The organism is uncultured Lactobacillus sp. (genome assembly GCF_902491705.1).
In the GTDB taxonomy this organism is placed as follows: domain Bacteria; phylum Bacillota; class Bacilli; order Lactobacillales; family Lactobacillaceae; genus Lactobacillus.
Genome location: NZ_CABUIW010000016.1, coordinates 1 through 21,587, shown reverse-complemented (window position 1 = coordinate 21,587; position 21,587 = coordinate 1). Strand labels below are relative to the sequence as shown.

The following is a 21,587-nucleotide window of genomic DNA, read 5'->3' as shown; positions in this document are numbered from 1 at the left end:
TCTATACATAGAGAGTCATCTACACCTTGTATTAAGCAAAAAGCCGTCGTTAAAACGATTTTGGACGCAAAAAAGTTTGGAAGAAATTTCTTCCAAACTTTTTGAAATATTTTTATTGTTCAATTAATTATTCTTCTTGAAGTATTGACCCTTATTTACTTCGTAATACTTCTTGTATCTGCCGAAGTAGTTATGGAACATGTACTTCATCAAAAGCCAACGCTTGAAGTTGCGGTCCTTGTCATAAAAGACAGTAGTACCATAGCGGCCTTCGTGAATTAATTCTTCTGCAGTGTCCTTAGCTTTGTCTTCAAAGGCGTATTCCTTAAAGATCTTAACTGGTACACCCATCCATAAAACGTGCTTAGACTTCAATTTATTGCCGTATACGGTGTCCTTATCCTTCAAGCTGTCTTCAACGTAGTCATCAATGTACCACTTAGCCAAGTTGTAACCGTTCAAAGTTACGTAGAAGCTTGAACGACCTTGACGCAAGTTGATTTCGAAGAACTTGTATTGACCATCACGAGTATCGTACTTGATATCGAAGTTAGCCATACCAGTGTAGTTCAACTTTTCAAGGAAGGCTTGAACTTGTTCATACAACTTTTCATCATATGCTGGCAAGATAGTCATGTAGTTACCAATTGATTGTGGAGTTGGGTCTTCAAGTAATGGGTGACCTAAGCACATCATCTTAACTTGGTGGTTCTTGTCAACGTAGGCGTTCAAAGTTCTCATGTTTGAGTCATCGCCTGGGATGAAGTCTTGCAAAATAAGGTCTTCAGTATAACCGTGAGTGTAAATCTTGCCTACGATATCCTTATATTCATTTTCATCATGAATAGTGAAAGTCTTCTTACGGCCTTCAAATTGGCAGTTAAGCCATGAAACAGGGTCTTCTGGCTTAAGTTCTACTGGGAATTGGAATGGTACATCAGTGTACTTGCCAGACTTGTAATCATCCATAGTGATGATCTTAGTCTTAGGATATGGCAAACCATATTCTTCAGCTACTTCGTAGAAGCCTTCTTTTGAAATAAGCTTTTCAAGCAAATCATAATCAATGTAAGGTACAACAAAGACCTTGCTTAATTCTTCCTTGTGCTTTGAAAGAAGCTCTGCATAACCATCACCACAAGCAATCAAAATTACAGGTTCCTTGTGGTCCTTGTAGATTTCCATCTTCTTGTGCATTACATCCATGAAAGTTGGATCTGCACTAAAACCATGGTGAAGTTCTACGTCAACAATCTTTGAATAACGGGTTGCGGCAAGTTGTGCATCAGCCAACGCCTTAACCTTAATACCGTAAGCTTCGTTAAATGAACGAGCCATACCATAAACGTTAATATCACTACCAAGTAAAATTGGTGTAAATTCTTTAGTCATTATCCTCAATAATCCCCTAAATTAAAGTAACTTACCTTGCTTAATCAAATTAGCAACTTCAGGTTGAACATGTTGGTACTTCTTAACAGTGTTTTCGTAATCAACGAAGAACAACTTGTACCAAACAAGGAAGGTGTAGATAGCCCAGATTTGTCTTCTGTGTGAGCCATCGCCTTCGTAGTTGTCATCAAGAAGCTTGATGATCTTCTTTTGATCGAAAATGTCGTTAACAAATTCTTCTTCAAAGAGGCTACGTACTTGCTTGTAAAAACGTGGTTCCTTAAGCCATTGCTTAATTGGTGTTGGGAATCCAAGCTTTGGACGCTTTGCCCATTCTTCAGGCAATACCTTCTCTGAAGCCTTACGAAGTGCGTACTTGGTATCATGACGGTTAACCAAGTATTTAGTTGGGATTGAGTTAGCTAATTCTGCGATCTTCTTATCAAGATATGGAACACGAACTTCAAGTGAGTGAGCCATTGAAATCTTGTCGGCCTTTTGTTCAATATCGTTAATCATGAAGTGGTGCAAGTCGATGTATTGCATTTGCTTAACGTTATCGATGCCCTTAACCTTCTTGAAGTCCTTTTGGTAAATACCGTTAACAGTTAACTTGTTGCGGTAAGTTGGTTGCAAAATGCTGTTAGCATCCTTTGAAGTGAAGATAGTTGGGTAATCCATATCGTAAATTACTGATTGACCAACGTAGAATTCACTAGGTTCTGCCAAGTTGGTGTACATGTGAACTTTACCTGGGAAATTAGGCATCTTCTTAATCTTGCGAGCCAACTTAACTTGCTTTTTCTTAGGCAACTTCTTAAGTTCGCTAGTGAAGACCTTGATCAAGTCATTATGCGTGTGCATCCCGTAGTTAACGTATCCTGCAAACAATTCATCGGCACCTTCACCAGAAAGTGCAACAGTAACGTGCTTTCTAGCTAACTTACATAAGTACCAAAGTGGGATGATTGAAGGGTTAGCATCAGGTTCATCCATGTGGTATTGCATTTCTGGAAAATCACGCATTGCTTCGTCGGCATCAACCTTATCACTGAAGAAGTTCCAGTGATTAATGTCAGATAAAGCCTTAGCTTTAGAAGCTTCATCGTAAGTTGAGTCGTCAAAACTTACTGAGAATACATCATCTGGGTTAAGCAAAGTAGTTAAGTACGAAGAGTCGATACCTTCTGACAAGAATGCACCAACCTTAACATCGGCGTTTCTGTACAAGTCAACAGTTTCTTTTAAGTCATCGTTGATACGCTTCAAAGTTTCTTCAAAGCTCAAGCTGTTTTCCTTGTATTCTGCATCCCAGTATTGGTGGGTCTTCATTTCGCCATCTTTGTATTCGAACCAGTGTCCTGCTGGGAATCTATAAACGCCTTTAAAGAATGTTTCTTCAAGGTCGTTATATTGGTTCATCAGGTATGGCTTAACAGCTTCTACGTTTAATTCACGCTTGAATTTTGGATATTCCAAAAAGCTCTTAAGTTCAGAACCTACAAGCAAGTGACCATCTTGGTTGCTGTAGTACATTGGCTTAATACCAAAGAAGTCACGTGCGCCGTAAAGCGTCTTGTTGTTGTCATCCCAAATAAGGAAGGCAAACATACCACGTACCTTCTTAAGAAGGCCATCCATACCCCATTCTTCGTAGCCGTGAAGCAATACTTCAGTATCGGCCTTAGTAGTGAAAGTGTGGCCTGCTTTAATTAATTGTTCTCTTAATGGTTTAAAGTTGTAAATTTCACCATTAAAAATAATTGCTCTAGTTTTATCTTCGTTATAAATAGGTTGTGTTCCCCCGCGAAGGTCAATAATTGACAATCTTCTGAAACCAAGGGCAACCTCATCGTTAGTGTAGTAACCGTCGGAACTAGGTCCACGGTGCTTAATTGTAGCCATCATTTTACCAATAACGGCTTGTTTTTCGTTTATTTTTGGATCATAAAATGCGACAATTCCGCACATATTTAAACTTCCCCTAAGCTAATCTATATTTTTATCTATACATAAACATGTTTAATATTTTTTTACTTTAACTTTTTTATTATAAGCTAAACACTTGTAATAACCAAATAGCTTTACTTTTCCTTAAACTAAATGAAGTAAAGTCGTCTTCTTGAAGCTGCGCCATAGCCAAAAGCTTGAATGCGATGACGCTTCAAATCAACATTTACGATATAACCGGCAGCTTCATTACTGTGGTCGATTTGACGCTTCAAGTTCTTATTATATTTTGTAGTCAGAGAGTGCTTTGGACCCATTAAAGCTGAACAGTTAAACAGAATATATTGAATGCCGTTGATACGGTATTGATCTTCGCGGTGACGGTGGCCGCAGAAGTAAGCGATAATGCGTGCATTTTTAACATTAGTAAAGTCAAAATCATTAGATAAACGAAATTCGGCTGGCTCGCCGCTGCTTGCATGCATGCGACCTTTTTCGCGTTGGTTAAAGGCAACGAGCAATTCGTGCAGAGATCTACCGTTATACTTCAGAGCGTTGCTGCCCTTACGATTAATTGGGTTAGCGTGACTCATAAAGATAATCTTCTTATCAGAAGATTTAGTCAAAATTCCAATTATTTCTTCTATTTGATCTTCGCGCACAGCCAAAGTAATTTTGGCATCGTAACGCTTTTGACCCTTACTATTTAAAACATATGGCAAGTCCGACGTATTAACAGAAATCACGCGGACATCATCAAAATCAAAGTAAGCTACACCATGCTGGCGAGAAATATAATGGATATTCTTTTGTTTATACATATCCGGCCACATGATGTTTTCAAACTCATTTTCAGGGAATGATGCTTTTAGATCATGGTGTTCATCAAACTTATCATTTTCATCATGATTACCTTTAATATTTAAATAAGGCAATGTATCTGACTTAAATGATTTGTTTAACTTAATCAGTTCGCTTTCACCAAGAAGTCCTGCATCAGATCCATCGATCCAGTCGCCTAAGTGAGCTTTCATGTTAAGCAAGCCTGATTGATCAAGATAAGAGAATTCTTGAACGTGCTGCAAGCCATTCCAGCCGTAAAAATCAATACTATCCTTATCTTTAAAGTGTGTATCAGTAATGATACCGATATTGATTGAGTTTTTACCTTGGCGAATGTGCTTTTTTACTTCAGTAGTAAAGTCATCCAAATAATTTTCAACTAAATAGCGGCGGCCCGTCTTTTTATTATGAAAATCACGAAAGCGGCCTAACTTTTCGCTATATTGACGCACATATTCCGGTGCAAGTTCCGTTGTATTTTCAGAACTTAATCCTTGATGCAAAACGCCATCTTTGTCTTGATAAACGGTCAAAACAAACTTTTTACCATCAGGCGTACCATCTTCTGGACCAACATGATATTCGCCAATAGTGGTGTATTTTTGCATCGGATCAAGCAAGGCGCCTTCACTTTCTATTTTTGAGCGCTTTTTTGCTCCTACAATCTTATCAACTATCCCTTTTGTTTGTTTAAATAAATTCATTTTTCGCCTCAAAGACAAAAAAAGCCGGCCCAACACGAACCGACTCAAATAATTTATGCGTTGTGTGCTAAAGCGTAAGCAGCAAGTCCTATTGATAATACTGCATCTTTAGATAATACTTCTTGCAAGTCCTTTGATGCAATTGCTTGAACCGCACCGATAACCTTCAAGCTGTAAACAATAACTCGGTAATCAGTAGCTGGGTCGTATAAATCATCTTCATATGGATCTTCATGATTGTAAGTTAAATTGATTTCATCCTTATCAACGTAGCCGTCAACGTGGTTAGTCAAGATACGATCATGCAAATCAGTTAGCTTGTTTGACATCTTAATCAAAGTTAATTTATGATCGCTTTCTGCTTCGTAGTATTGTTCTTCGGTCATATCGAAATAATCTTTGATTGGATTATTTAAAACACCCAAGTTGTCAACTACTTTGTAAACAGCTTCGGCATCAAAGGCTTGTTCACCATTCAAAATTTTGTCTTGTGATAAGGCTAAATCGTCAGCCAACATCATAGTATCTAATTTTTCCATATGAGTCCTCCTAAAAATTCACCTCTCATTATATCAAAAAAAGCAATTAAAGTCCCTACTTCCCGCATAAAAATAAAATTTCTTAGAAAAAAATCGACTTTTTTGCGTAATAAATATTGTAGAGTGAAAATTAATACAAGGAGAAGAAAAATGAACGGACAAACAATTAATCGCTGTCCATGGGGCGACAGCAAGAATAAGTTAATGCAGGAATACCACGACCATGAATGGGGCAAGTTGAATTTAGACGAGCACTATTTATACGAGATGCTGGTACTTGAGCTTTTCCAATCTGGCCTTAGCTGGAGCACTATTTTGAATAAACGAGAAAATTTCAGAAAGGCGTTTAAAGACTTCGATGTCCAACAAGTGGCGCAGATGACTGACTATGATGTGGGGATGCTTTTGCAAGATAAGGGTATTATCCGCAACCATTTAAAGATCAATGCCGCAATCAAAAATGCGCGTGCTGTTTTAAAGGTGCGCGAAGAATACGGCAGCTTCGCCAAGTATTTGCAGCACTTCATCCCTAGCCCAATCATTCATCATCCAGAAGTCGTTGACGACGTCCCTGCTTCAAACGAACTTTCTAAAAAGATATCTAAGCAAATGAAAAAAGATGGTTTCTTTTTCGTAGGACCTGTCATTGTTTATTCATACCTGCAAGCAATTGGCCTAATCAACGACCACTTAGAACGTTGCGATTTCAAATACAGAGCATGAACTACATCGTGACTAAAGTCACGGGTTTCTGGGAACACTAGGTAGTGTTTAGGATCTTACATCGTGTTAGTCCTAAGACTAGACGAATACCTAACTCACGGAACCTAGCTATTTACCATGGCCAGTTCCTGACCAGTCGGCTTTACTTTATTCAAGATATTAACTGCCGCATTAATATCTCGATCATGATGGACATGACATATTGAACATGTCCACTCACGAATATCTAGTGGCTTTTCCCCGCTATTATGTCCACAGTTAGAACAGATTCTTGAAGTGTTCTTTGGACTAACAACAATTAATTCTTTGCCATACCATTGACACTTGTATTCAAGCATCTGTCTGAACATGCTCCAAGAAGCATTGGCAATTGATTTAGCTAAATGATGATTTTTCTGAAGATTCTTGACTTTCAAATCTTCAATTGCAATCACATCGTATTGCTTAACTAAATGTGTTGTTAGCTTATGGAGATAATCTTGTCGCTGATCAGCTACTTTTCTTTGATATCTAGCTTTTAATTTCTGAGCTCTTTGCCAATTAGAGAAATTATATAAATCTCTAGGGCAAAGAGCTTTTTTGTTTTTATCCTGCAAACAAAGCATTTGTGCTAAATGTCTTCTGCGAGAATATTTTCTTTGCCAGGTTCTAGCCTTTTTTTCAAAATACGAGCCATCAAAGGATGGATATTTTAAACCATTAGATAAAATTGCTAAGTCTGCTATACCAACATCAATTCCAACCCTTTTACCGGTTTTCTTAAATTTAGATAATTCAGGCACTTCTGCTTGAATTGATAAGTAGTATTTGCCAGTTGGTTCAAGCAAAACAGTATAGCGTTTAATCTTAACATCATTTAAAACGCCAGTCTTACTGGTTTTGACATAACCAAGTTTAGGCAAATACAAGTATCTTCTTCCGACAATTTTTACAATTGATTTGCCTGTATAAGACTTTTTGAGATACTTGCGAGAATGAAATCTAGGCTTGCCAACTTTTCCTGTTTTATCGTCAAAGAAATTATCCCAGGCTTGATTTAAATTTTCATTAACCACTTGAAGACTGGAAGAATCACTGTTTTTCAAAAACGGATATTCCTTCTTTAAAGGTTTAAGCAAGTAATTAAGCTTGAATTTCTTTAAGAATGGCAGGTTTTGATTGTTTTTATAGCGTTCGTTCATCATACCCAGCATTTGGTTCCAGACAAAGCGCTCATTACCAAACATTTGCCAGAGCATGCCCTGTTGTGTTTTGTTAGGATACAATCTAAGTTTTATCCCTTTCAGCACATATGTTCCCTCCTTTCTTGAAAAATTATATCAAAGAAAGAGAAGAAAAAATACCGAACAAAATAAAAAAAGTCGAATTCATCACGGGATTAAAATCCCGTGTTTTCTTCGGCTGAATATTCAATAAAAAAAGAGTGAAGATAATCTTCACTCTTTTTCATTAACGATTAAACTAACTTCTTACGGATTAAACCAGAAATCCAGTCAATGACAACAACCATAATGATGATGCCAAGTAAGATGATACCTACACGGTCCCATTGACGATATTGAAGTGCAATGATCAATGGGTAACCAATACCACCGGCACCTACCAAACCAAGGATAGATGCGGAACGAATTGAAACATCAAAACGATACAAGGTATTAGAAATAAGTGCTGGCAATAAGTTAGGCATGGTTGAAAACATGATTACGTGGAACTTAGAACCACCGGCTGCAACAACAGCTTCGTTTGGTCCTTCTTCCAAGTTTTCAATTGCTTCTGAGAACAATTTAGTAAGCATACCAACTGAGTGGAATCCCAATGCCAAAACACCGGCTGCAGAACCAGGACCGACAGCTTTAATAAACATCAGAGCAAGAACAATTTCAGGGAATGAACGGATAATTGCTAAAACAATTTTTCCACTTCTTGAAGTGTACCAATGCTTGTGTCTTGTGTGAGCTGCCCAAAAGGCAAATGGTAATGAAATAATTGCAGAAATAAACGTACCAAGAAAGGCGATACAGATAGTTTGCCATAATTGAGAAACCAAGTCTTCGCCTGAGCCGTTATAAACGTAGCTCCAATCTGGGTGGAAAATTCCTCTAAAAATCGCACCAGCAATTTGACCAGCAGTAGCTTTAATACCACCAAAGTTAATACCGGTACATGACCAAATGATAACTACAACAGTTGCAATTGCAATTAGCCAATGACTGATTTGTTTCTTACGGTCGACGGGTTTAGCGGGTAATTTTTTCATTGAAGTATCCATTATTTCATTAACGCCTCCCGTGACTTAGATGAAACGTAGTCGATCAAAACAACAACTACAATAATAACGATGATGATCGTACCAGTTTGTGCGTAATTGAAGACTTGCAAAGTTTGTTGCAAGTTAAGACCAATACCACCGGCACCAATATAACCAAGGACGGTTGATGCTCTGACGTTGATTTCAAATGCATATAAAACATATGAAATGAAGTAAGTGATAATTTGTGGCATAACTGCGTAATGGATAATTTGGAGCTTGTTAGCACCAACCGCAGTTAAGGCTTCAATTGGACCCGGATCAATCGTTTCGATTGCTTCGTAAAATAACTTAACAACAACACCAAAGGTGAAGACTGCTAAAGCCAAGATACCAGCAACTGGACCGATACCTACGATAGCTACGAAGATCGCACCTAAAAGCAAGTCAGGAATAGTTCTGATGATGTTCATAATCACACGAAGAACACCAGTCACTGCCTTGTTTTTAACAATGTTACGAGCAATGAGCAATGAGTAGATAAATGCAATTACTGATCCAATTACCGTACCCAAAACAGCCATCTTGATGGTTTCGATCAATTTAGGCCAAACAACGTTCAAGTAGCTCCAATCTGGGTGTGACATTTGTACAAAAATGTCCGCAAATTGGCTCCAGTTTTCAAACAATACACTGATGTGCGTATTAGTAACGTTGATTGAAATAAATAGTCCTGCAATCATGATGATTGTCCAAACCAAGTTCATGATCTTGAACTTGCGCTTAGGCAATTTATTTACTTGTTCAGGCATTATTCATCCTCCTCGCTGCCGCTGCCACCATTGTAAATATTGGTGAAGACAGACTTAGGAGTATCTTTCATCTTACCATCGTAGACCACTTGACCTGCACGAATACCGATTACTCGCTCACCAAATTGTTGTGCAAGTTCGATACTGTGTAAGTTAGCAACAACAGTCATGCCGTATTTTTCATTCAGCATCTTTAAGTCGTTCATGACTCTGATTGAAGTTTGTGGGTCAAGGGATGCTGTTGGTTCATCGGCTAAGATGATTTTTGGATTTTGCATCAATACACGAGCAATAGCTACACGTTGTTGTTGACCACCAGATAATTCATCAGCACGTGCATAAACTTTGTCGGCCAAATCAACTTTTTGTAAAGCTTCATAAGCCTTTTGCTTATCTTCTTTGCTGAATAAGTTAAATGTAGTCTTCCAAGTTGGGTAGTAAGCTACTCGTCCTACCAAAACATTGCGCAAAACGCTAGAACGTTTAACCAAGTTAAAGTTCTGGAAAATCATACCGATATCACGACGTAATTCGCGCAACTTCTTGCCCTTAGCCTTGGTAATTGACTTGCCATCAATCGTGATATCGCCTGAAGTTACATTGTGCAGACGGTTGATTGAACGAAGCAAAGTTGACTTACCAGCACCAGACAACCCAACAATTACTACGAATTCACCTTTATTAATAGTTAAGTTGATGTCCTTTAAGCCGACAGTACCATTATCGTAGACCTTGGAAACATCCTTTAATTGGATCATTGGCTTATCTGCCATTTAATCGTTAACTCCCTTAAATAAATTATTTCTTAGTTGATTCAACAATCTTGTCGTATTTACGAACAACATTGAAGTCGCTATCCTTTGCGTATGCGTAACCTTCGTGGCTGTATACACTTTCGATAACTTTTCTACCTTCCTTTGACTTACCTACAGCGATGAATGCCTTAGCAAGCTTCTTACGGAATGACTTAGACATACTTGGAATTACTGAGATAGTGTCGTTAGGAATTGGCTTAGTGAAGTAAATAGGAACAACTTGACTCATAATCTTTGGGTTGTCCTTGATAACAGTGTTACGTGCATCTTCGAATACGAATGCTGCATCAGTATCACCGTTTAATACGTTCAAAACAGCTTGGTCGTGACCAGTAACAGTAACTAACTTACAATCCTTAGTTACGTCCAAACCCTTTTCCTTAAGTTCAGCAACTGGGAATACGTAACCAGCACTTGAAGTTGGGTTTTGAACTGAGATTGACTTACCCTTCAAGTCTTTCCATGACTTAATCTTTGAACCCTTCTTAACAAGGATTTCTGCATGGTAGTTCTTAACTAAGTTCTTAGTAGCTTTACCACCTGGTTGCTTAACGCCGTAACGTTCAGCTTGCAAAAGTAAATCAGCTGCACCTTGCTTGTGAGCTAAAACATAACCATCTGGTGGAAGGAAACCTACATCAACTTTCTTTGATTTCATAGCTTCCACAACAGTGTTGTAGTCAGTTGACATTGAAACATGAACAGGAATACCTAATCTCTTTGAAAGCATCTTTTCAAGAGGCTTTGCACGAGCTTGCAACTTAGTTGCAGCTTGACTAGGTACGAATTGAATAGTCAATGACTTAGGAGTGTAGTTATCTTTAGAATTACTACTACTCTTGTTTGAACATGCAGTTGCAACTACTGCTACAAGAAGAGCAACTACTGCTACCAAGATTTTTCTAAATCTCTTCATTTATGTTCCTCCATAAACATAAAAATGTGATAAAACAAAAAACTACCAACGTCACAAAAAAAGACTTAATTACGGGTCGCCAAAGACGATCAATAATTAAGCCTAATTAATGACATTTCTAATAACTAAACGAACACCAAAAACGTCTTTACGAGTGAAAGACACATCCTTTACAATAAATTGTTCTGATTGCATAAACATATCTTTCACTCCCTCTCACGTTTCCACGTTCATTTTATAAAATAATACCAGAAACATTCGTGTTCTATCAAGATATTTTGCAACTTTTTTAAAAAAATAATCGCCAAATGAATTTATCATCATTTAGCGATTATTCTTATATTAGCTCTTCTTCATAGTTGGCTTGATAGGATTGTTAGCCATGTCAGTCTTAACAATCAAAACATCAGCCAAAGCATGTTGGTTTACGTATTCAGTAACTGAACCCATAAGCATTCTTTCAACGGCATTCAAACCTGTAGCACCCATTACAATCAAAGTGTTGTGGTGGTCTTTAATAAAGTCGTAAGAAATAATGCGCTTAGGACTACCGTAACGAATGTGGTAATCAATATCATCAAAATTGAAGTTGTCATGAGCCCATTTCTTCAAGCTCTTCAAGTATTCTTCAGAGTCTTGAGTCATTTGGTAAATAGTATCACCAGAAATTAAGGTGTCTTGCATTTCACCCATGAATTGACGAGTATCAATTACGTTTAATACATCAACATGAGCATTGTCTCTTAAACCTACACGAACTGCCTTATCAAAAGCTCTTTCAGCTGATTCTGAACCATCTACTGGAACTAAAATACTTTCTTTTGCCACAATATATCATCTCCTATAAATTGCATTAATACTTACTTCTTATTTTAGCATAATTTTGTAAGCTGTTACTTTTTTAAATAATTGTTTGGCTAGAGTTTTGTTGATAAAATAATATTCATGACTAAATTAAAGAAAGGGGACTAACTTTTGACTAAAAAATTAACTAACCAATTAATTGGCATCACTAGTGGCCGTAACTTCCGTGAACTTGGAGGATACGAGACTAATTCTGGCAAGAAAATCAAAATGCATAAATTGCTTAGAACTGGTAACCTGGCTGACCTATCACCTTTTGACAAGCAATTTTTAACTGATTATGGTGTTAAATACGACGTCGACTTCAGAAGTGAAGAAGAAGTTAAAAATCAACCTGACCGTGTGCCAGATGGTGTCGAATACATTTACGACCCAGTATTCAGCGAAGACTTAACTAATTCATCAAAGAGTTTAAACGACTTAAATAAGCAAGCCAGCAAGGATGCAGACTTCGGCTTTGATCATATGCACTTTGCTTATGAAGACATGATCGAAAGTGAATCTGCTCAAAATGCTTACCGTAAGTTCTTTGACGTTTTGCTTAAAAACGACGTTGACGGCGAAAGCGTAATTTTCCACTGTACTGCAGGTAAAGATAGAACTGGCTTCGGTGCTATTCTTGCCCTTAGTGCTTTAGGCGTGCCATTTAGCACTATCAAAAAAGATTACCTTTTAACTAACATTACTACCAAGGACTTCGTCGACAGCATGGTTGAACACGCTCGTCAAAATGGTCGAAACGAAAACGTATTACAATCAATTCGCGATATTCAAAGCGTACGTCCTGAATATATCGACCATGCAATTAAGGTAATTAATGATAAATACGGCAGTATTAACAATTACTTACGTGACGTAATGAAGTTATCAAGCGTTGATATCATGCAACTACGTAACATTTATCTTGAAGACTAAAAAAGACGCTGGAAATTATTTCCCAGCGCTTTTTTAATTACAACAAATATTAATCTTGTTTTATATGGTCACGATTATATTGCTCACCCCATCTTTCCATTTCGAGGATCAATGGCATGAGAGTTTTACCTAACGGAGTTAATGAATAACTGGTTTTCAGTGGAACAGAAGGAATTATGTTTTTGCTAATGATATGATCGTTTATTAATTCTTTTAATTGAAGTGAAAGCATCCGCCTTGAACAATTTGGTATTAAACGCTGTAATTCACTAAATCTGCAATTCTTTTCTTTTATTAAATGATAGATAATCACGCTTTTCCACTTTCCTGAAATTATTTGTAAAGTGCTTTCAACAGGACACCCTTCAGAACAGTTATATATATGTCGTATCATTTGCTCACCTCAATACAATTGTAGACATTGCATTAGAACATATATAGGGAATAATTTGTTACCAAGTAATAAAAAATTCACTTCTTTCTTTTTAGATCTCTACATATTACTATCAAATAGTAAGGAAAAGAGGCAAAAATAATGAAAGCTATTGGTTTTACTAAGCATTTAAAAATCGATAATCCAGAAAGTTTAGTTGATTTTGAAACAGCTAAACCTGTTGCTAAAGAACATGATTTATTAGTTAAGACATCTGCCGTCTCAGTTAATCCGGTGGATATTGGTGTAAGGAAAAATGGTCAAACAGTATTAAAGCAACCCAAAATAATTGGTTGGGATGCGTGTGGTATCGTTTCGGAGGTTGGTTCTAAAGTAACATTATTTAAACCTGGGGACAGAGTTTATTATGCCGGCTCTTTTATTCGACCAGGAAGTGATAGCGAATATCAGTTGGTTGATGAAAGAATCGTAGGTCATGCTCCAAGGACCTTACGTGACGATGAAACAGCGGCTATGCCATTAACATCATTAACTGCTTATGAGGCCTTATTTGAGCAACTTGAGTTAAAATTTGACGAAAAGAAAAATAATGGAAAAACGATTTTAATTATTAGCGGAGCAGGTGGAGTTGGATCTATTGCCACTCAATTAGCACATTTATCCGGATTGACCGTTATTTCTACCGCTTCAAGATCCAAGAGCATCAAGTGGACAAAAAATCATGGGGCAGATTATGTCGTTAATCATCGAGAAAATTTGGTAAGACAGGTAAACAAATTAGGATATAAATACGTTGATTATATTCTTGAACTAAATGACCTGGATGGACACTGGAAAGAAATGTGCGAATTAATTAGACCCGAAGGACACATTGCTTCTATTACCGAGAATCATCATCCAATTAACTTGAGACTATTAACCAAGAAAAAAGCACATTTTTCTTGGGAATGGATGTATACTAAATCTTACTATCAAACGGACGATATGATTACTCAACATGAAATTTTAGACAAAATAAGTCAAATGTTGGATAAAGGTCAATTACAGTCTACCTTAACTAAATCACTGACACCGTTAAATGCTACGAATTTACGTAAAGCTCATTCATTGGTAGAAAGTGGTCATATGATAGGGAAAGTTGTTGTCAGTGGATGGTAAGAAAAAGGAGTTTCAAAAAGCTCCTTGTGCGGCCCGCTTTAAGAGCGGTGAAAATATTATAAAAAACTATGGAATGTCGCCCTATACCTCTTCAAAGTTAAAAGTTAAGCGGCGTCTTTTTTAAAATTTTTGTTCTAAGAATTCATAGATTGCGTGAGAATCAGTGAAGTTAAATACTTCTCTTAATTCATTTTCTGGTGTATCAGCCAAAAAGCGCATTACGCTTGCAAGCAGACTAGCTTGTCCATCTGGATTATTGCCTAAAAGCATGAACAAAAACTTCACTTCAAGTGCTTCGGTCGGCTTAATCATATTATGAAAAACAACTGGATTCTTTAGGGCAACAGGAACGATCAAACGAGTATTGACGAAATCGCCTTCTGTGTGAGGGATGGCAATATTTGGAATATTTTTACCTAAAGTAGAAGTATCTAATCCAGTTGGAAAATTGTGTTCACGTTCAATGATATGTGATAAAAAGTCGCCTTTTACATACCCCAATTCAAGCAGCTTATCATAAACTTTTTTAAGGACTTGATCTTGATTTTCTTGATCTAGCACAAATACTGCATCAGGCACGAAAAGATTTTTAGAATTAGTCATAGAAATTTCCTTCCTAATGTGGAACTAACATTTTCACCTTAAGTTAACAAGACGTTTTTTTCAACCCAAAAGATGTTAAAGTTAAACTAAAAGATTTTTTAAGGGAGAAAAAATATATGGCAAAGACAAAAACTTTATATTTTGGTGCTGGTTGGTTCAATGAAAAGCAAAATAAAGCTTACAAGGAAGCAATGGAAGCTTTAAAGCAAAACCCTACTGTTGATTTGGAAAACAGCTACGTGCCTCTTCAAAATCAATACAAGGGCATTCGCGTTGATGAACACCCTGAATACTTACACGATATTGAATGGGCATCTGCAACTTACCACAATGACTTAGTTGGTATTAAGTCTTCAGACATTATGCTTGGTGTATATTTACCTGATGAAGAAGACGTAGGTCTTGGTATGGAACTTGGCTATGCATTATCACAAGGTAAATACATCTTGCTTGTTATTCCTGATGAAGATTATGGTAAGCCAATCAACTTAATGAGTTGGGGTGTTTGCGATAGCGCAATTAAGATCAGCGAATTGAAGGACTTCGACTTCAACAAGCCTCGCTTCAGCTTCTATGATGGTGCTGTATATTAATTAGAAAAAAACGCAAAATAAATGACCCTTAGCAATTTCACATGTATTGCTAAGGGTCATTTTTTACTAAAGTTTGTCATGTATAAATTCTTTCTACATACAGATTACATTATACATTCTTCAAGTGACAGCCAAATTTTCTTATTTTATGCTCGCCATATAGGTCCTCGAGCCTCTTTTATAAATTATTCGCCACTTGGTGAAATATTACTGTTCAATTTACGATGCCCATTGGTATCACAAACCTTTCTTGGATTAGTAATATTTTCTTTACACTCATAATATACCACAGCTCTCCCAAAATTAAAAGCGCTTACATAAAAATAATTATAAAAAATAGCGTTAATTTTCTAACGCTATTTTTTATGCTTATTAAGCCTTGTATCTTGATTTACCGTTCATGTAAGTTTCGCTCAAAGTCATATCAGGATTCAAGATTAAGAAGTCAGCATCCTTATCTGGAGCAATCGTACCGCACTTGTCCAAAATGTGTGCGCTCTTAGCAGGAACATAACTAGCCATCATTACTGCCTTTTCTGGAGTTACGATGTTCCAATCAACAACATTCTTAATAGCTTGCTTCAATTGCAAAATTGAACCAGCTAAGTTGTCGCCATCCTTAAGACGAGCCATACCATCTTTTACGTATACTGGAAGTTCCCCAAGCATGTAGTCGCCATCTGGCATCATACCAGCTTCCATACAGTCAGTGATCAAAGCAATATGTTCTGGACCAACTGCGTTAATCAAAGCCTTAGCCATTGATGGTTGAACGTGGTGACCATCACAAATCAATTCATCAGTTACGTTGTTCAAAGCCATGGCTGCATTAGAAATTGATGGAGTGTGGTGGCTTGGATCTGGCATCCCGTTATAAGTGTGAGTAAACATCGTTGCACCAGCTTCAACGCCTTCAACTGCTTCTTCAAAAGTTGCACTTGAGTGACCTAATGCAATTACGATACCTTCTTTAACAGCTTCACGAATAAATTCCTTTGAACCTTTTCTTTCAGGAGCCATAGAAATCTTGCAAAGCATGCCATCTGAAGCTTCTAACCACTTATTAAAGACATTGATATCTGGATCAATCATGTACTTAGGGTTTTCAGCACCAGCGTGTTCTTCAGTAAAGAAAGGTCCTTCAAAGTGAATACCTTGAATCTTAGCACCAGTTTCTTCACCCTTGTGGGCTGCAAACATCTTACAAATTCTAGTTAAAGTGTCACTGCTTGCAGTAATTGTAGTTGGAAGCCATGAAGTTACACCTGCACTAAGAAGACCTTCAGAAATCTTGTTGATTCCTTTCCAGTCACTCTTCATTACATCTTCTTTCAAAGAGCCGTGAATGTGAGTATCAACTAAACCAGGAGCAACCCACTTACCTTTGTAGTCAACAATCTTACCCTCTGGCTTCTTATTTTCTGGATAGAAGAAACCAAACTTGCCATCATCTTGAACCTCAAGATAACCACCATTTTCTGTTCTATTTTCTAAGAAAAACTTGTCTGCATGAATGTAATAAGTCATATGTATTCTTCTCTCTTTTTTAACTAATAATCGCTTTCAATACTTTTATTATATCTGATAAAATTGGTCAATACCAGTTTTAATACAATTACACAAAAAGTTTCACATTTTTTCGTTATAATATATGGTAACAAGTTAAATTAGGAAGAAAGCAATATGACACAAAATACTCAAATAGAAAGACACCAATTAGGTCAGCTTATCGGTGCTAATAAACGTGATCATTATTATGAACTCCATTATTCCACCGGAGAAGTTGCTCGTCTTTATATTTTAGCTGAAGGAATATTCCGTTATTTCCTTGATCCTGCTAAGAATTTTGATGAGAATCACTCCTCTTTTGTTGACCTGGCTCAATTTGATAATAGTTACTTTGAAAAGTCCAAGCCTAAGGCTACTAGTGATTCATTGATTATTCAATCTGGCAATTACCAGCTTATTTTCCAGCAAAAGCCAGCCATCATGAATATTTTTGATGAAACTTTACACCGTAATCGTGTAATGCAACTTAGTCCACTTGAATTAGATCAAAATCAAACAACTGAAATTTTGAAGCAACACAAGAATGAATTTTATTTTGGTGGCGGGATGCAAAATGGTTACTTCAGCCACAAAGGTAAAATCATCGAAATCAAGCGTGACAAGATTACGGGTAAAGGCGGCGTATTAAGCCAAATTCCATTCTTTTGGGCTAACTCTGGCTTTGGCGAATTGCGTAACACTGAAGCAACTGGCACTTACGACTTTGGTAAAACTGAAAAAGATGCGACTATCTTAAAGCATGATACTAACGTCTTTGATACCTTCTATCTTTTAGGTAATTCTCCTAAAGATATTTTGGCTAAATACTACACTTTAACTGGTAAGCCATTAATGCCACCTAAGTATGCTTTAGGTTTAGGTCACGTTGGTAACTTCTTGACTACCCTTTGGCAACCTGGTGAAGCTAAAGAAAGAAACGCCACTGTCTTTGAAGATGGCAACTACTACACTAGAACTACCAACCCAGAAGATGCTAACGGCAAGGCTTCATTAAACGGCGAAGAAGAATATCAATTCTCAGCTCGTGCAATGGTCGACCGCTATGAAAAAGAGCATTTCAAGTTAAGCTGGATTGTGCCTAACTACGAAATTCAAGATGTTAACCCTGAAGCAATGACCAGCTTTAGCGATTATGCTTCTAGCCGTGATGTTAATGCTGGTGTTTGGAGCGGGGATGAAACTCCTAAGACTGCACCAGATACTACTTTTATTCAAACTACCAGCAGCAATCCTAAAGTCTTAAAGAATGACTCAATCATCTTGCGTGATAATTTGAAGCGCAAGCGTCCACTTATTTTTTCAAATACAGGAATTGTTGGTAGCCAAAGCAGAACTATCTTGGCCTTTGGTGATATTGGCGGCAATTGGGAAAATATTCCAACTCAAGTTGCTGGCTTCTTGGGATCTGGTCTTTCAGGTCAACCATTAATTGGTAGCGCAGTAGACGGAACAGCTGGCGGCGGTAATGCTCAAATCAGTATTCGCGATTTTGAATGGAAAGCATTCACACCTCTGCTCTTCAATTTAGATGACCAAGGCAAATTCAGTAAGACGCCATTTGCTTACAACAACAAGATGACTCAAATTAATCGAGCATACTTGAAACTACGTGAGCAACTTCAAACCTACATGTACACCCTTATTTATCGTGCACAAGTTGGCGAACCAATCATGCGCCCATTGTTCTTGGAATTCCCACATGAACAAATTAACTACACACCTCAAGTAGGACACGAATTTATGCTTGGTCCTAACTTGCTCATCTCACCAATTGTTAATGGTCGTGAAGATGGCAATGGCAATTCAAGAAAAGATAACTTGTATTTGCCAAATCACCGCACAATGTGGGTTGATTTGTTCGACGGCAAGAAATATTTAGGTGGCCGCGTTTATAACAAGCAATCTTACCCATCATGGCATTTACCAGTCTTTGTTCGTGGCGGCTCAATCTTTGACTTGGGTGAACGCAACTACGTCCTTTACCCACAAGGCCACAGCAAGATGGTTACTTATGATGACAATGGATATAACGACTATTCAAGAAATCATGTATCCACTCAAATCAGCAGCGATCTTGAAGCAAGCAAGTTAACTATCACAATTGATCCAACTCAAGGTGATTTCAGTACTTTCCAAACAGAAAATACAACCAATTTGAACATTATGTGTGACAGCTATCCTGATGGCTTAACTGTAAAAATTAATGATCAAGTTGTTAACATGCAAGAGTACGGCACAGTTGATACTTTTGCGCATGCAAAAGAAGGCTTCTTCTTTAATACTAATTACAGCTGGCTACCTGAATTTGATCAATACCAAGAAAAGAAGCAAACTGCTTTGCAAATTAAGTTAGCTAAGCGTGACATTACTGATTCTAAGATTGAAATTACTATTCGCAACTTTAGATATGGTAACGAAACTTTGGTTCACGCAATTACTGACTCATTACTTCGTTCACCAAAGCAGCCAATGGTCGATCCTGATAAGATTAGTTCACACTCATTAACAGTTGTTTGGCCACAATTGACTGATAAGGTACAAATTGAAGTTAATGGTATTTTGCATGACGGCATTGATGGCAGTTCATTCACTTTCCATGAACTAGTGCCAAATACGCGCTACACTCTACGTTTACGTTATGTGGCAGGCAATAAGGTTTCTGAATGGTCAGATCCATTTGGCGCAATTACTAAACCTGATCCAATGAATTACGCAATTAGCGACATCAAGACTACTAGCAATTTAACTAGTCAAAAAGATCACCCACTTACATATTTGACTGATTTGAAATTAGCCAGCGAATGGGAAACGGTTAATGGCGTAAGTGAAGATGAACCACTTGAATTAAACTTCAAGTTCAATCAATTAGAACACTTAAGTCGAATGGTTTGGGTACCTAGAAAGATCGACCATCAAGGTGATCCAGTAGAAGTTAGTGTTGAAACCTCTGCAGATGGAATCAACTTTAAGCCATATGGTGAACGTCTCACTTGGAAGTCCGACAGTAAGAATAAGGTTGTTGGATTGCGTGACGTGGCTGCTAAAGCTATCAGATTGAAAGTTTACAAGTCATCTGGTCCATTTGTAGCTTCTAAGGAAGTTATCTTCTTTAGAGAAAAGAAAGATTAAAACTAAATCAAATAGGCTCTTGTGATACATTCCCTGTCAAGTAGGCAGTAGATGAGAGCCTATTTTTTTACTTAAAAGTACATTATGAAAATATCAGAAGCATTACGAAACTACAGACAAGAAATTGGATTATCACAAAAAGAATTTATTGGAGATATTATTTCTGCAGCACAATATTCTCGAATAGAAAAAGGAACACAAGAAATTAATTTATCAACTGCTCTTCTTTTACTCACCTTTAATCACATTAATGTAAGTGATTTTATTATCAAGATTTTACCAGATTACAATAATGATGACGAAGGAAATTTACAAACTATACTGTCACAACAAGTAATGGCAGCATACTATGATAACAACATAGACGAATTAAAAAAGCTGCTTAACAAAATAAACAAATTACACAATGCTACAGATCTTAAGTTAAGAACGAATCTTGCATTAATTTATTTAGAAAAGAAAGAAAATCAGCTTGAGCCTAAGTTCAAAAAACAAATTATAAATGAATTTATAAAACGTGATAATTGGACAGAAAGTCCGACTACTCTCCATCTTTTAGAGCAATCAATGTTAGTATTTGACTTTGATCAAATTTCTTTACTAATAAATTCGATATTTAAACGATATCAAGATATTCGAGATCAAGATTTCTTAACTCAAGATAGAGTTGCCGGTATTTGTATTAACTATTTATATATTTGTTATCAAAATAAAAATAAGTCAGTAGCTCAAAAAGCATTTAATCTTTTAGATAAATTACCAAAAATACCTGAATTATTTACATACCAGTTTTTGATCAAATATTATAAATATTTATTCGAATCTGACTTTAACCAAGCTGAAGAAATAAAAAATATTTTAGTCACATATGGTTTAACTAACTTAGCTCAAAGATTGCCTCATTAATTTCATATATGAAACTACATTTCTTTTATAAAAAAAGAAAGACAAAAAAATTAAATCGATTAATAATCACATAGTGATCTGAGTTATAAATTTAGGTTTTAAGTGGGTGAATTTTATGCATAATCATGATATTTATCACGCAATTCTAAAGAATCGGAAAATCAATCGCATAATTTTGCCAATCGAAGCAATTTACTGCGTTTGGTTGGCTATGACTTTAGTTTTTAATTTTAAATGGTTCGCCTATTCTATTGATACACAATTTGTGTTGATCAGCCTTTTCTTTTTTATTGGATGGATATTTAATCTAATCAAGAAAAGAAAGTCGCATAAATCAAAACTAAAATAAAAATTTATTCCTCAGTTGATTTGAAGTGGGACCTAAAAAGTAGACATTTTAAAACATAGGATTAATAGAGGCTTGATTCCGATATTCTTTCGGAGTTAAGCCTTTTAATCTGCTCTTTATCCTTTCTTCGTTATAGTATTTGATATATTCCTCTATAGCTTGAGC

20 protein-coding genes are annotated in these 21,587 nt (G+C 36.7%); 6 read left to right on the top strand and 14 right to left on the bottom strand.

Annotated features, from left to right (window positions below; translation table 11 throughout):
- Window positions 1-123 precede the first annotated feature (123 nt).
- The 4 genes from RDN22_RS04620 to RDN22_RS04605 all read right to left on the bottom strand — a co-directional run bounded on the left by RDN22_RS04620 (window position 124) and on the right by RDN22_RS04605 (window position 5,428).
- Complete coding sequence (locus RDN22_RS04620) at window positions 124-1,392, bottom strand: carboxylate--amine ligase (RefSeq protein WP_308556378.1); 1,269 nt, start codon at window positions 1,390-1,392, stop codon at window positions 124-126.
- A 21-nt stretch (window positions 1,393-1,413) separates the two neighbouring features.
- Window positions 1,414-3,363 (bottom strand): asparagine synthase (glutamine-hydrolyzing), encoded by a 1,950-nt coding sequence (gene asnB, locus RDN22_RS04615; RefSeq protein WP_308556377.1) that lies wholly within the window; start codon window positions 3,361-3,363, stop codon window positions 1,414-1,416.
- Window positions 3,364-3,491: 128 nt separating this feature from the next.
- Window positions 3,492-4,889 (bottom strand): serine/threonine protein phosphatase, encoded by a 1,398-nt coding sequence (locus tag RDN22_RS04610; protein WP_308556375.1) that lies wholly within the window; start codon window positions 4,887-4,889, stop codon window positions 3,492-3,494.
- A 53-nt stretch (window positions 4,890-4,942) separates the two neighbouring features.
- On the bottom strand, window positions 4,943-5,428 hold the full coding sequence (locus tag RDN22_RS04605) for a hypothetical protein (protein ID WP_308556373.1): 486 nt from the start codon (window positions 5,426-5,428) through the stop codon (window positions 4,943-4,945).
- Window positions 5,429-5,578: 150 nt separating this feature from the next.
- On the opposite strand from RDN22_RS04605, the gene RDN22_RS04600 reads away from it, so the two are divergent.
- Window positions 5,579-6,151 (top strand): DNA-3-methyladenine glycosylase I, encoded by a 573-nt coding sequence (locus RDN22_RS04600; protein WP_308556371.1) that lies wholly within the window; start codon window positions 5,579-5,581, stop codon window positions 6,149-6,151.
- A 104-nt stretch (window positions 6,152-6,255) separates the two neighbouring features.
- Here the strand turns inward: RDN22_RS04600 and RDN22_RS04595 are convergent, their stop codons facing one another.
- The 6 genes from RDN22_RS04595 to RDN22_RS04570 form a co-directional block, all read right to left on the bottom strand.
- Complete coding sequence (locus tag RDN22_RS04595) at window positions 6,256-7,440, bottom strand: RNA-guided endonuclease TnpB family protein (protein ID WP_308556369.1); 1,185 nt, start codon at window positions 7,438-7,440, stop codon at window positions 6,256-6,258.
- A 167-nt stretch (window positions 7,441-7,607) separates the two neighbouring features.
- Window positions 7,608-8,420, bottom strand: coding sequence for a phosphonate ABC transporter, permease protein PhnE (gene phnE / locus RDN22_RS04590; protein WP_308556367.1), 813 nt, complete (start codon window positions 8,418-8,420; stop codon window positions 7,608-7,610).
- Complete coding sequence (gene phnE, locus RDN22_RS04585; protein ID WP_308556365.1) at window positions 8,420-9,211, bottom strand: phosphonate ABC transporter, permease protein PhnE; 792 nt, start codon at window positions 9,209-9,211, stop codon at window positions 8,420-8,422. Before phnE (RDN22_RS04585) ends, phnE (RDN22_RS04590) begins: the two co-directional genes overlap by 1 nt.
- Complete coding sequence (gene phnC / locus RDN22_RS04580) at window positions 9,211-9,984, bottom strand: phosphonate ABC transporter ATP-binding protein (RefSeq protein WP_308556363.1); 774 nt, start codon at window positions 9,982-9,984, stop codon at window positions 9,211-9,213. The genes phnE (RDN22_RS04585) and phnC overlap by 1 nt, the downstream gene beginning before the upstream one ends.
- A gap of 25 nt (window positions 9,985-10,009) precedes the next feature.
- Entirely contained in the window at window positions 10,010-10,942 is a 933-nt protein-coding gene (locus RDN22_RS04575; protein WP_308556361.1) for a phosphate/phosphite/phosphonate ABC transporter substrate-binding protein, read from the bottom strand.
- A 342-nt stretch (window positions 10,943-11,284) separates the two neighbouring features.
- A complete protein-coding gene (locus RDN22_RS04570) occupies window positions 11,285-11,770 on the bottom strand; it encodes a universal stress protein (protein ID WP_308556359.1) in 486 nt (161 codons plus the stop codon).
- 147 nt (window positions 11,771-11,917) lie between these two features.
- On the opposite strand from RDN22_RS04570, the gene RDN22_RS04565 reads away from it, so the two are divergent.
- Window positions 11,918-12,721 (top strand): tyrosine-protein phosphatase, encoded by an 804-nt coding sequence (locus RDN22_RS04565; protein ID WP_308556357.1) that lies wholly within the window; start codon window positions 11,918-11,920, stop codon window positions 12,719-12,721.
- Between the two features lie 49 nt (window positions 12,722-12,770).
- Here RDN22_RS04565 and RDN22_RS04560 read toward each other — a convergent pair whose 3' ends face one another.
- Window positions 12,771-13,115 carry a helix-turn-helix domain-containing protein gene (locus tag RDN22_RS04560; protein ID WP_308556355.1) on the bottom strand — a complete coding sequence of 115 codons (345 nt, stop codon included), beginning with the start codon at window positions 13,113-13,115 and terminating at the stop codon, window positions 12,771-12,773.
- A 141-nt stretch (window positions 13,116-13,256) separates the two neighbouring features.
- On the opposite strand from RDN22_RS04560, the gene RDN22_RS04555 reads away from it, so the two are divergent.
- Window positions 13,257-14,273 (top strand): zinc-binding alcohol dehydrogenase family protein, encoded by a 1,017-nt coding sequence (locus RDN22_RS04555; protein WP_308556353.1) that lies wholly within the window; start codon window positions 13,257-13,259, stop codon window positions 14,271-14,273.
- Window positions 14,274-14,393: 120 nt separating this feature from the next.
- On the opposite strand, the gene RDN22_RS04550 is transcribed toward RDN22_RS04555, so the two are convergent.
- Entirely contained in the window at window positions 14,394-14,876 is a 483-nt protein-coding gene (locus RDN22_RS04550; RefSeq protein ID WP_308556351.1) for a PTS sugar transporter subunit IIA, read from the bottom strand.
- Window positions 14,877-14,992: 116 nt separating this feature from the next.
- On the opposite strand from RDN22_RS04550, the gene RDN22_RS04545 reads away from it, so the two are divergent.
- Window positions 14,993-15,469 (top strand): nucleoside 2-deoxyribosyltransferase, encoded by a 477-nt coding sequence (locus RDN22_RS04545; RefSeq protein ID WP_308556350.1) that lies wholly within the window; start codon window positions 14,993-14,995, stop codon window positions 15,467-15,469.
- 372 nt (window positions 15,470-15,841) lie between these two features.
- Here the strand turns inward: RDN22_RS04545 and nagA are convergent, their stop codons facing one another.
- Entirely contained in the window at window positions 15,842-16,996 is a 1,155-nt protein-coding gene (nagA, locus tag RDN22_RS04540; RefSeq protein WP_308556348.1) for an N-acetylglucosamine-6-phosphate deacetylase, read from the bottom strand.
- 156 nt (window positions 16,997-17,152) lie between these two features.
- Between nagA and RDN22_RS04535 the strand changes: the two genes are divergently transcribed.
- Together RDN22_RS04535 and RDN22_RS04530 are read left to right on the top strand one after the other, a co-directional pair.
- Entirely contained in the window at window positions 17,153-20,167 is a 3,015-nt protein-coding gene (locus tag RDN22_RS04535; protein WP_308556346.1) for a TIM-barrel domain-containing protein, read from the top strand.
- A gap of 84 nt (window positions 20,168-20,251) precedes the next feature.
- Window positions 20,252-21,073 carry a helix-turn-helix transcriptional regulator gene (locus RDN22_RS04530; RefSeq protein WP_308556344.1) on the top strand — a complete coding sequence of 274 codons (822 nt, stop codon included), beginning with the start codon at window positions 20,252-20,254 and terminating at the stop codon, window positions 21,071-21,073.
- Window positions 21,074-21,470: 397 nt separating this feature from the next.
- Here the strand turns inward: RDN22_RS04530 and RDN22_RS04525 are convergent.
- The coding region (locus RDN22_RS04525; protein WP_308554877.1) for an IS3 family transposase at window positions 21,471-21,587 on the bottom strand (117 nt) is incomplete at its 5' end.

Coding starts and splice junctions, on each gene's coding strand:
- RDN22_RS04620 (WP_308556378.1), bottom strand. CDS start 1,392: ATGACTAAAGAATTTACACCAATTTTACTTGGTAGTGATATTAACGTT.
- asnB (WP_308556377.1), bottom strand. CDS start 3,363: ATGTGCGGAATTGTCGCATTTTATGATCCAAAAATAAACGAAAAACAA.
- RDN22_RS04610 (WP_308556375.1), bottom strand. CDS start 4,889: ATGAATTTATTTAAACAAACAAAAGGGATAGTTGATAAGATTGTAGGA.
- RDN22_RS04605 (WP_308556373.1), bottom strand. CDS start 5,428: ATGGAAAAATTAGATACTATGATGTTGGCTGACGATTTAGCCTTATCA.
- RDN22_RS04600 (WP_308556371.1), top strand. CDS start 5,579: ATGAACGGACAAACAATTAATCGCTGTCCATGGGGCGACAGCAAGAAT.
- phnE (WP_308556367.1), bottom strand. CDS start 8,420: ATGGATACTTCAATGAAAAAATTACCCGCTAAACCCGTCGACCGTAAG.
- phnE (WP_308556365.1), bottom strand. CDS start 9,211: ATGCCTGAACAAGTAAATAAATTGCCTAAGCGCAAGTTCAAGATCATG.
- phnC (WP_308556363.1), bottom strand. CDS start 9,984: ATGGCAGATAAGCCAATGATCCAATTAAAGGATGTTTCCAAGGTCTAC.
- RDN22_RS04575 (WP_308556361.1), bottom strand. CDS start 10,942: ATGAAGAGATTTAGAAAAATCTTGGTAGCAGTAGTTGCTCTTCTTGTA.
- RDN22_RS04560 (WP_308556355.1), bottom strand. CDS start 13,115: ATGATACGACATATATATAACTGTTCTGAAGGGTGTCCTGTTGAAAGC.
- RDN22_RS04555 (WP_308556353.1), top strand. CDS start 13,257: ATGAAAGCTATTGGTTTTACTAAGCATTTAAAAATCGATAATCCAGAA.
- RDN22_RS04550 (WP_308556351.1), bottom strand. CDS start 14,876: ATGACTAATTCTAAAAATCTTTTCGTGCCTGATGCAGTATTTGTGCTA.
- RDN22_RS04545 (WP_308556350.1), top strand. CDS start 14,993: ATGGCAAAGACAAAAACTTTATATTTTGGTGCTGGTTGGTTCAATGAA.
- nagA (WP_308556348.1), bottom strand. CDS start 16,996: ATGACTTATTACATTCATGCAGACAAGTTTTTCTTAGAAAATAGAACA.
- RDN22_RS04535 (WP_308556346.1), top strand. CDS start 17,153: ATGACACAAAATACTCAAATAGAAAGACACCAATTAGGTCAGCTTATC.
- RDN22_RS04530 (WP_308556344.1), top strand. CDS start 20,252: ATGAAAATATCAGAAGCATTACGAAACTACAGACAAGAAATTGGATTA.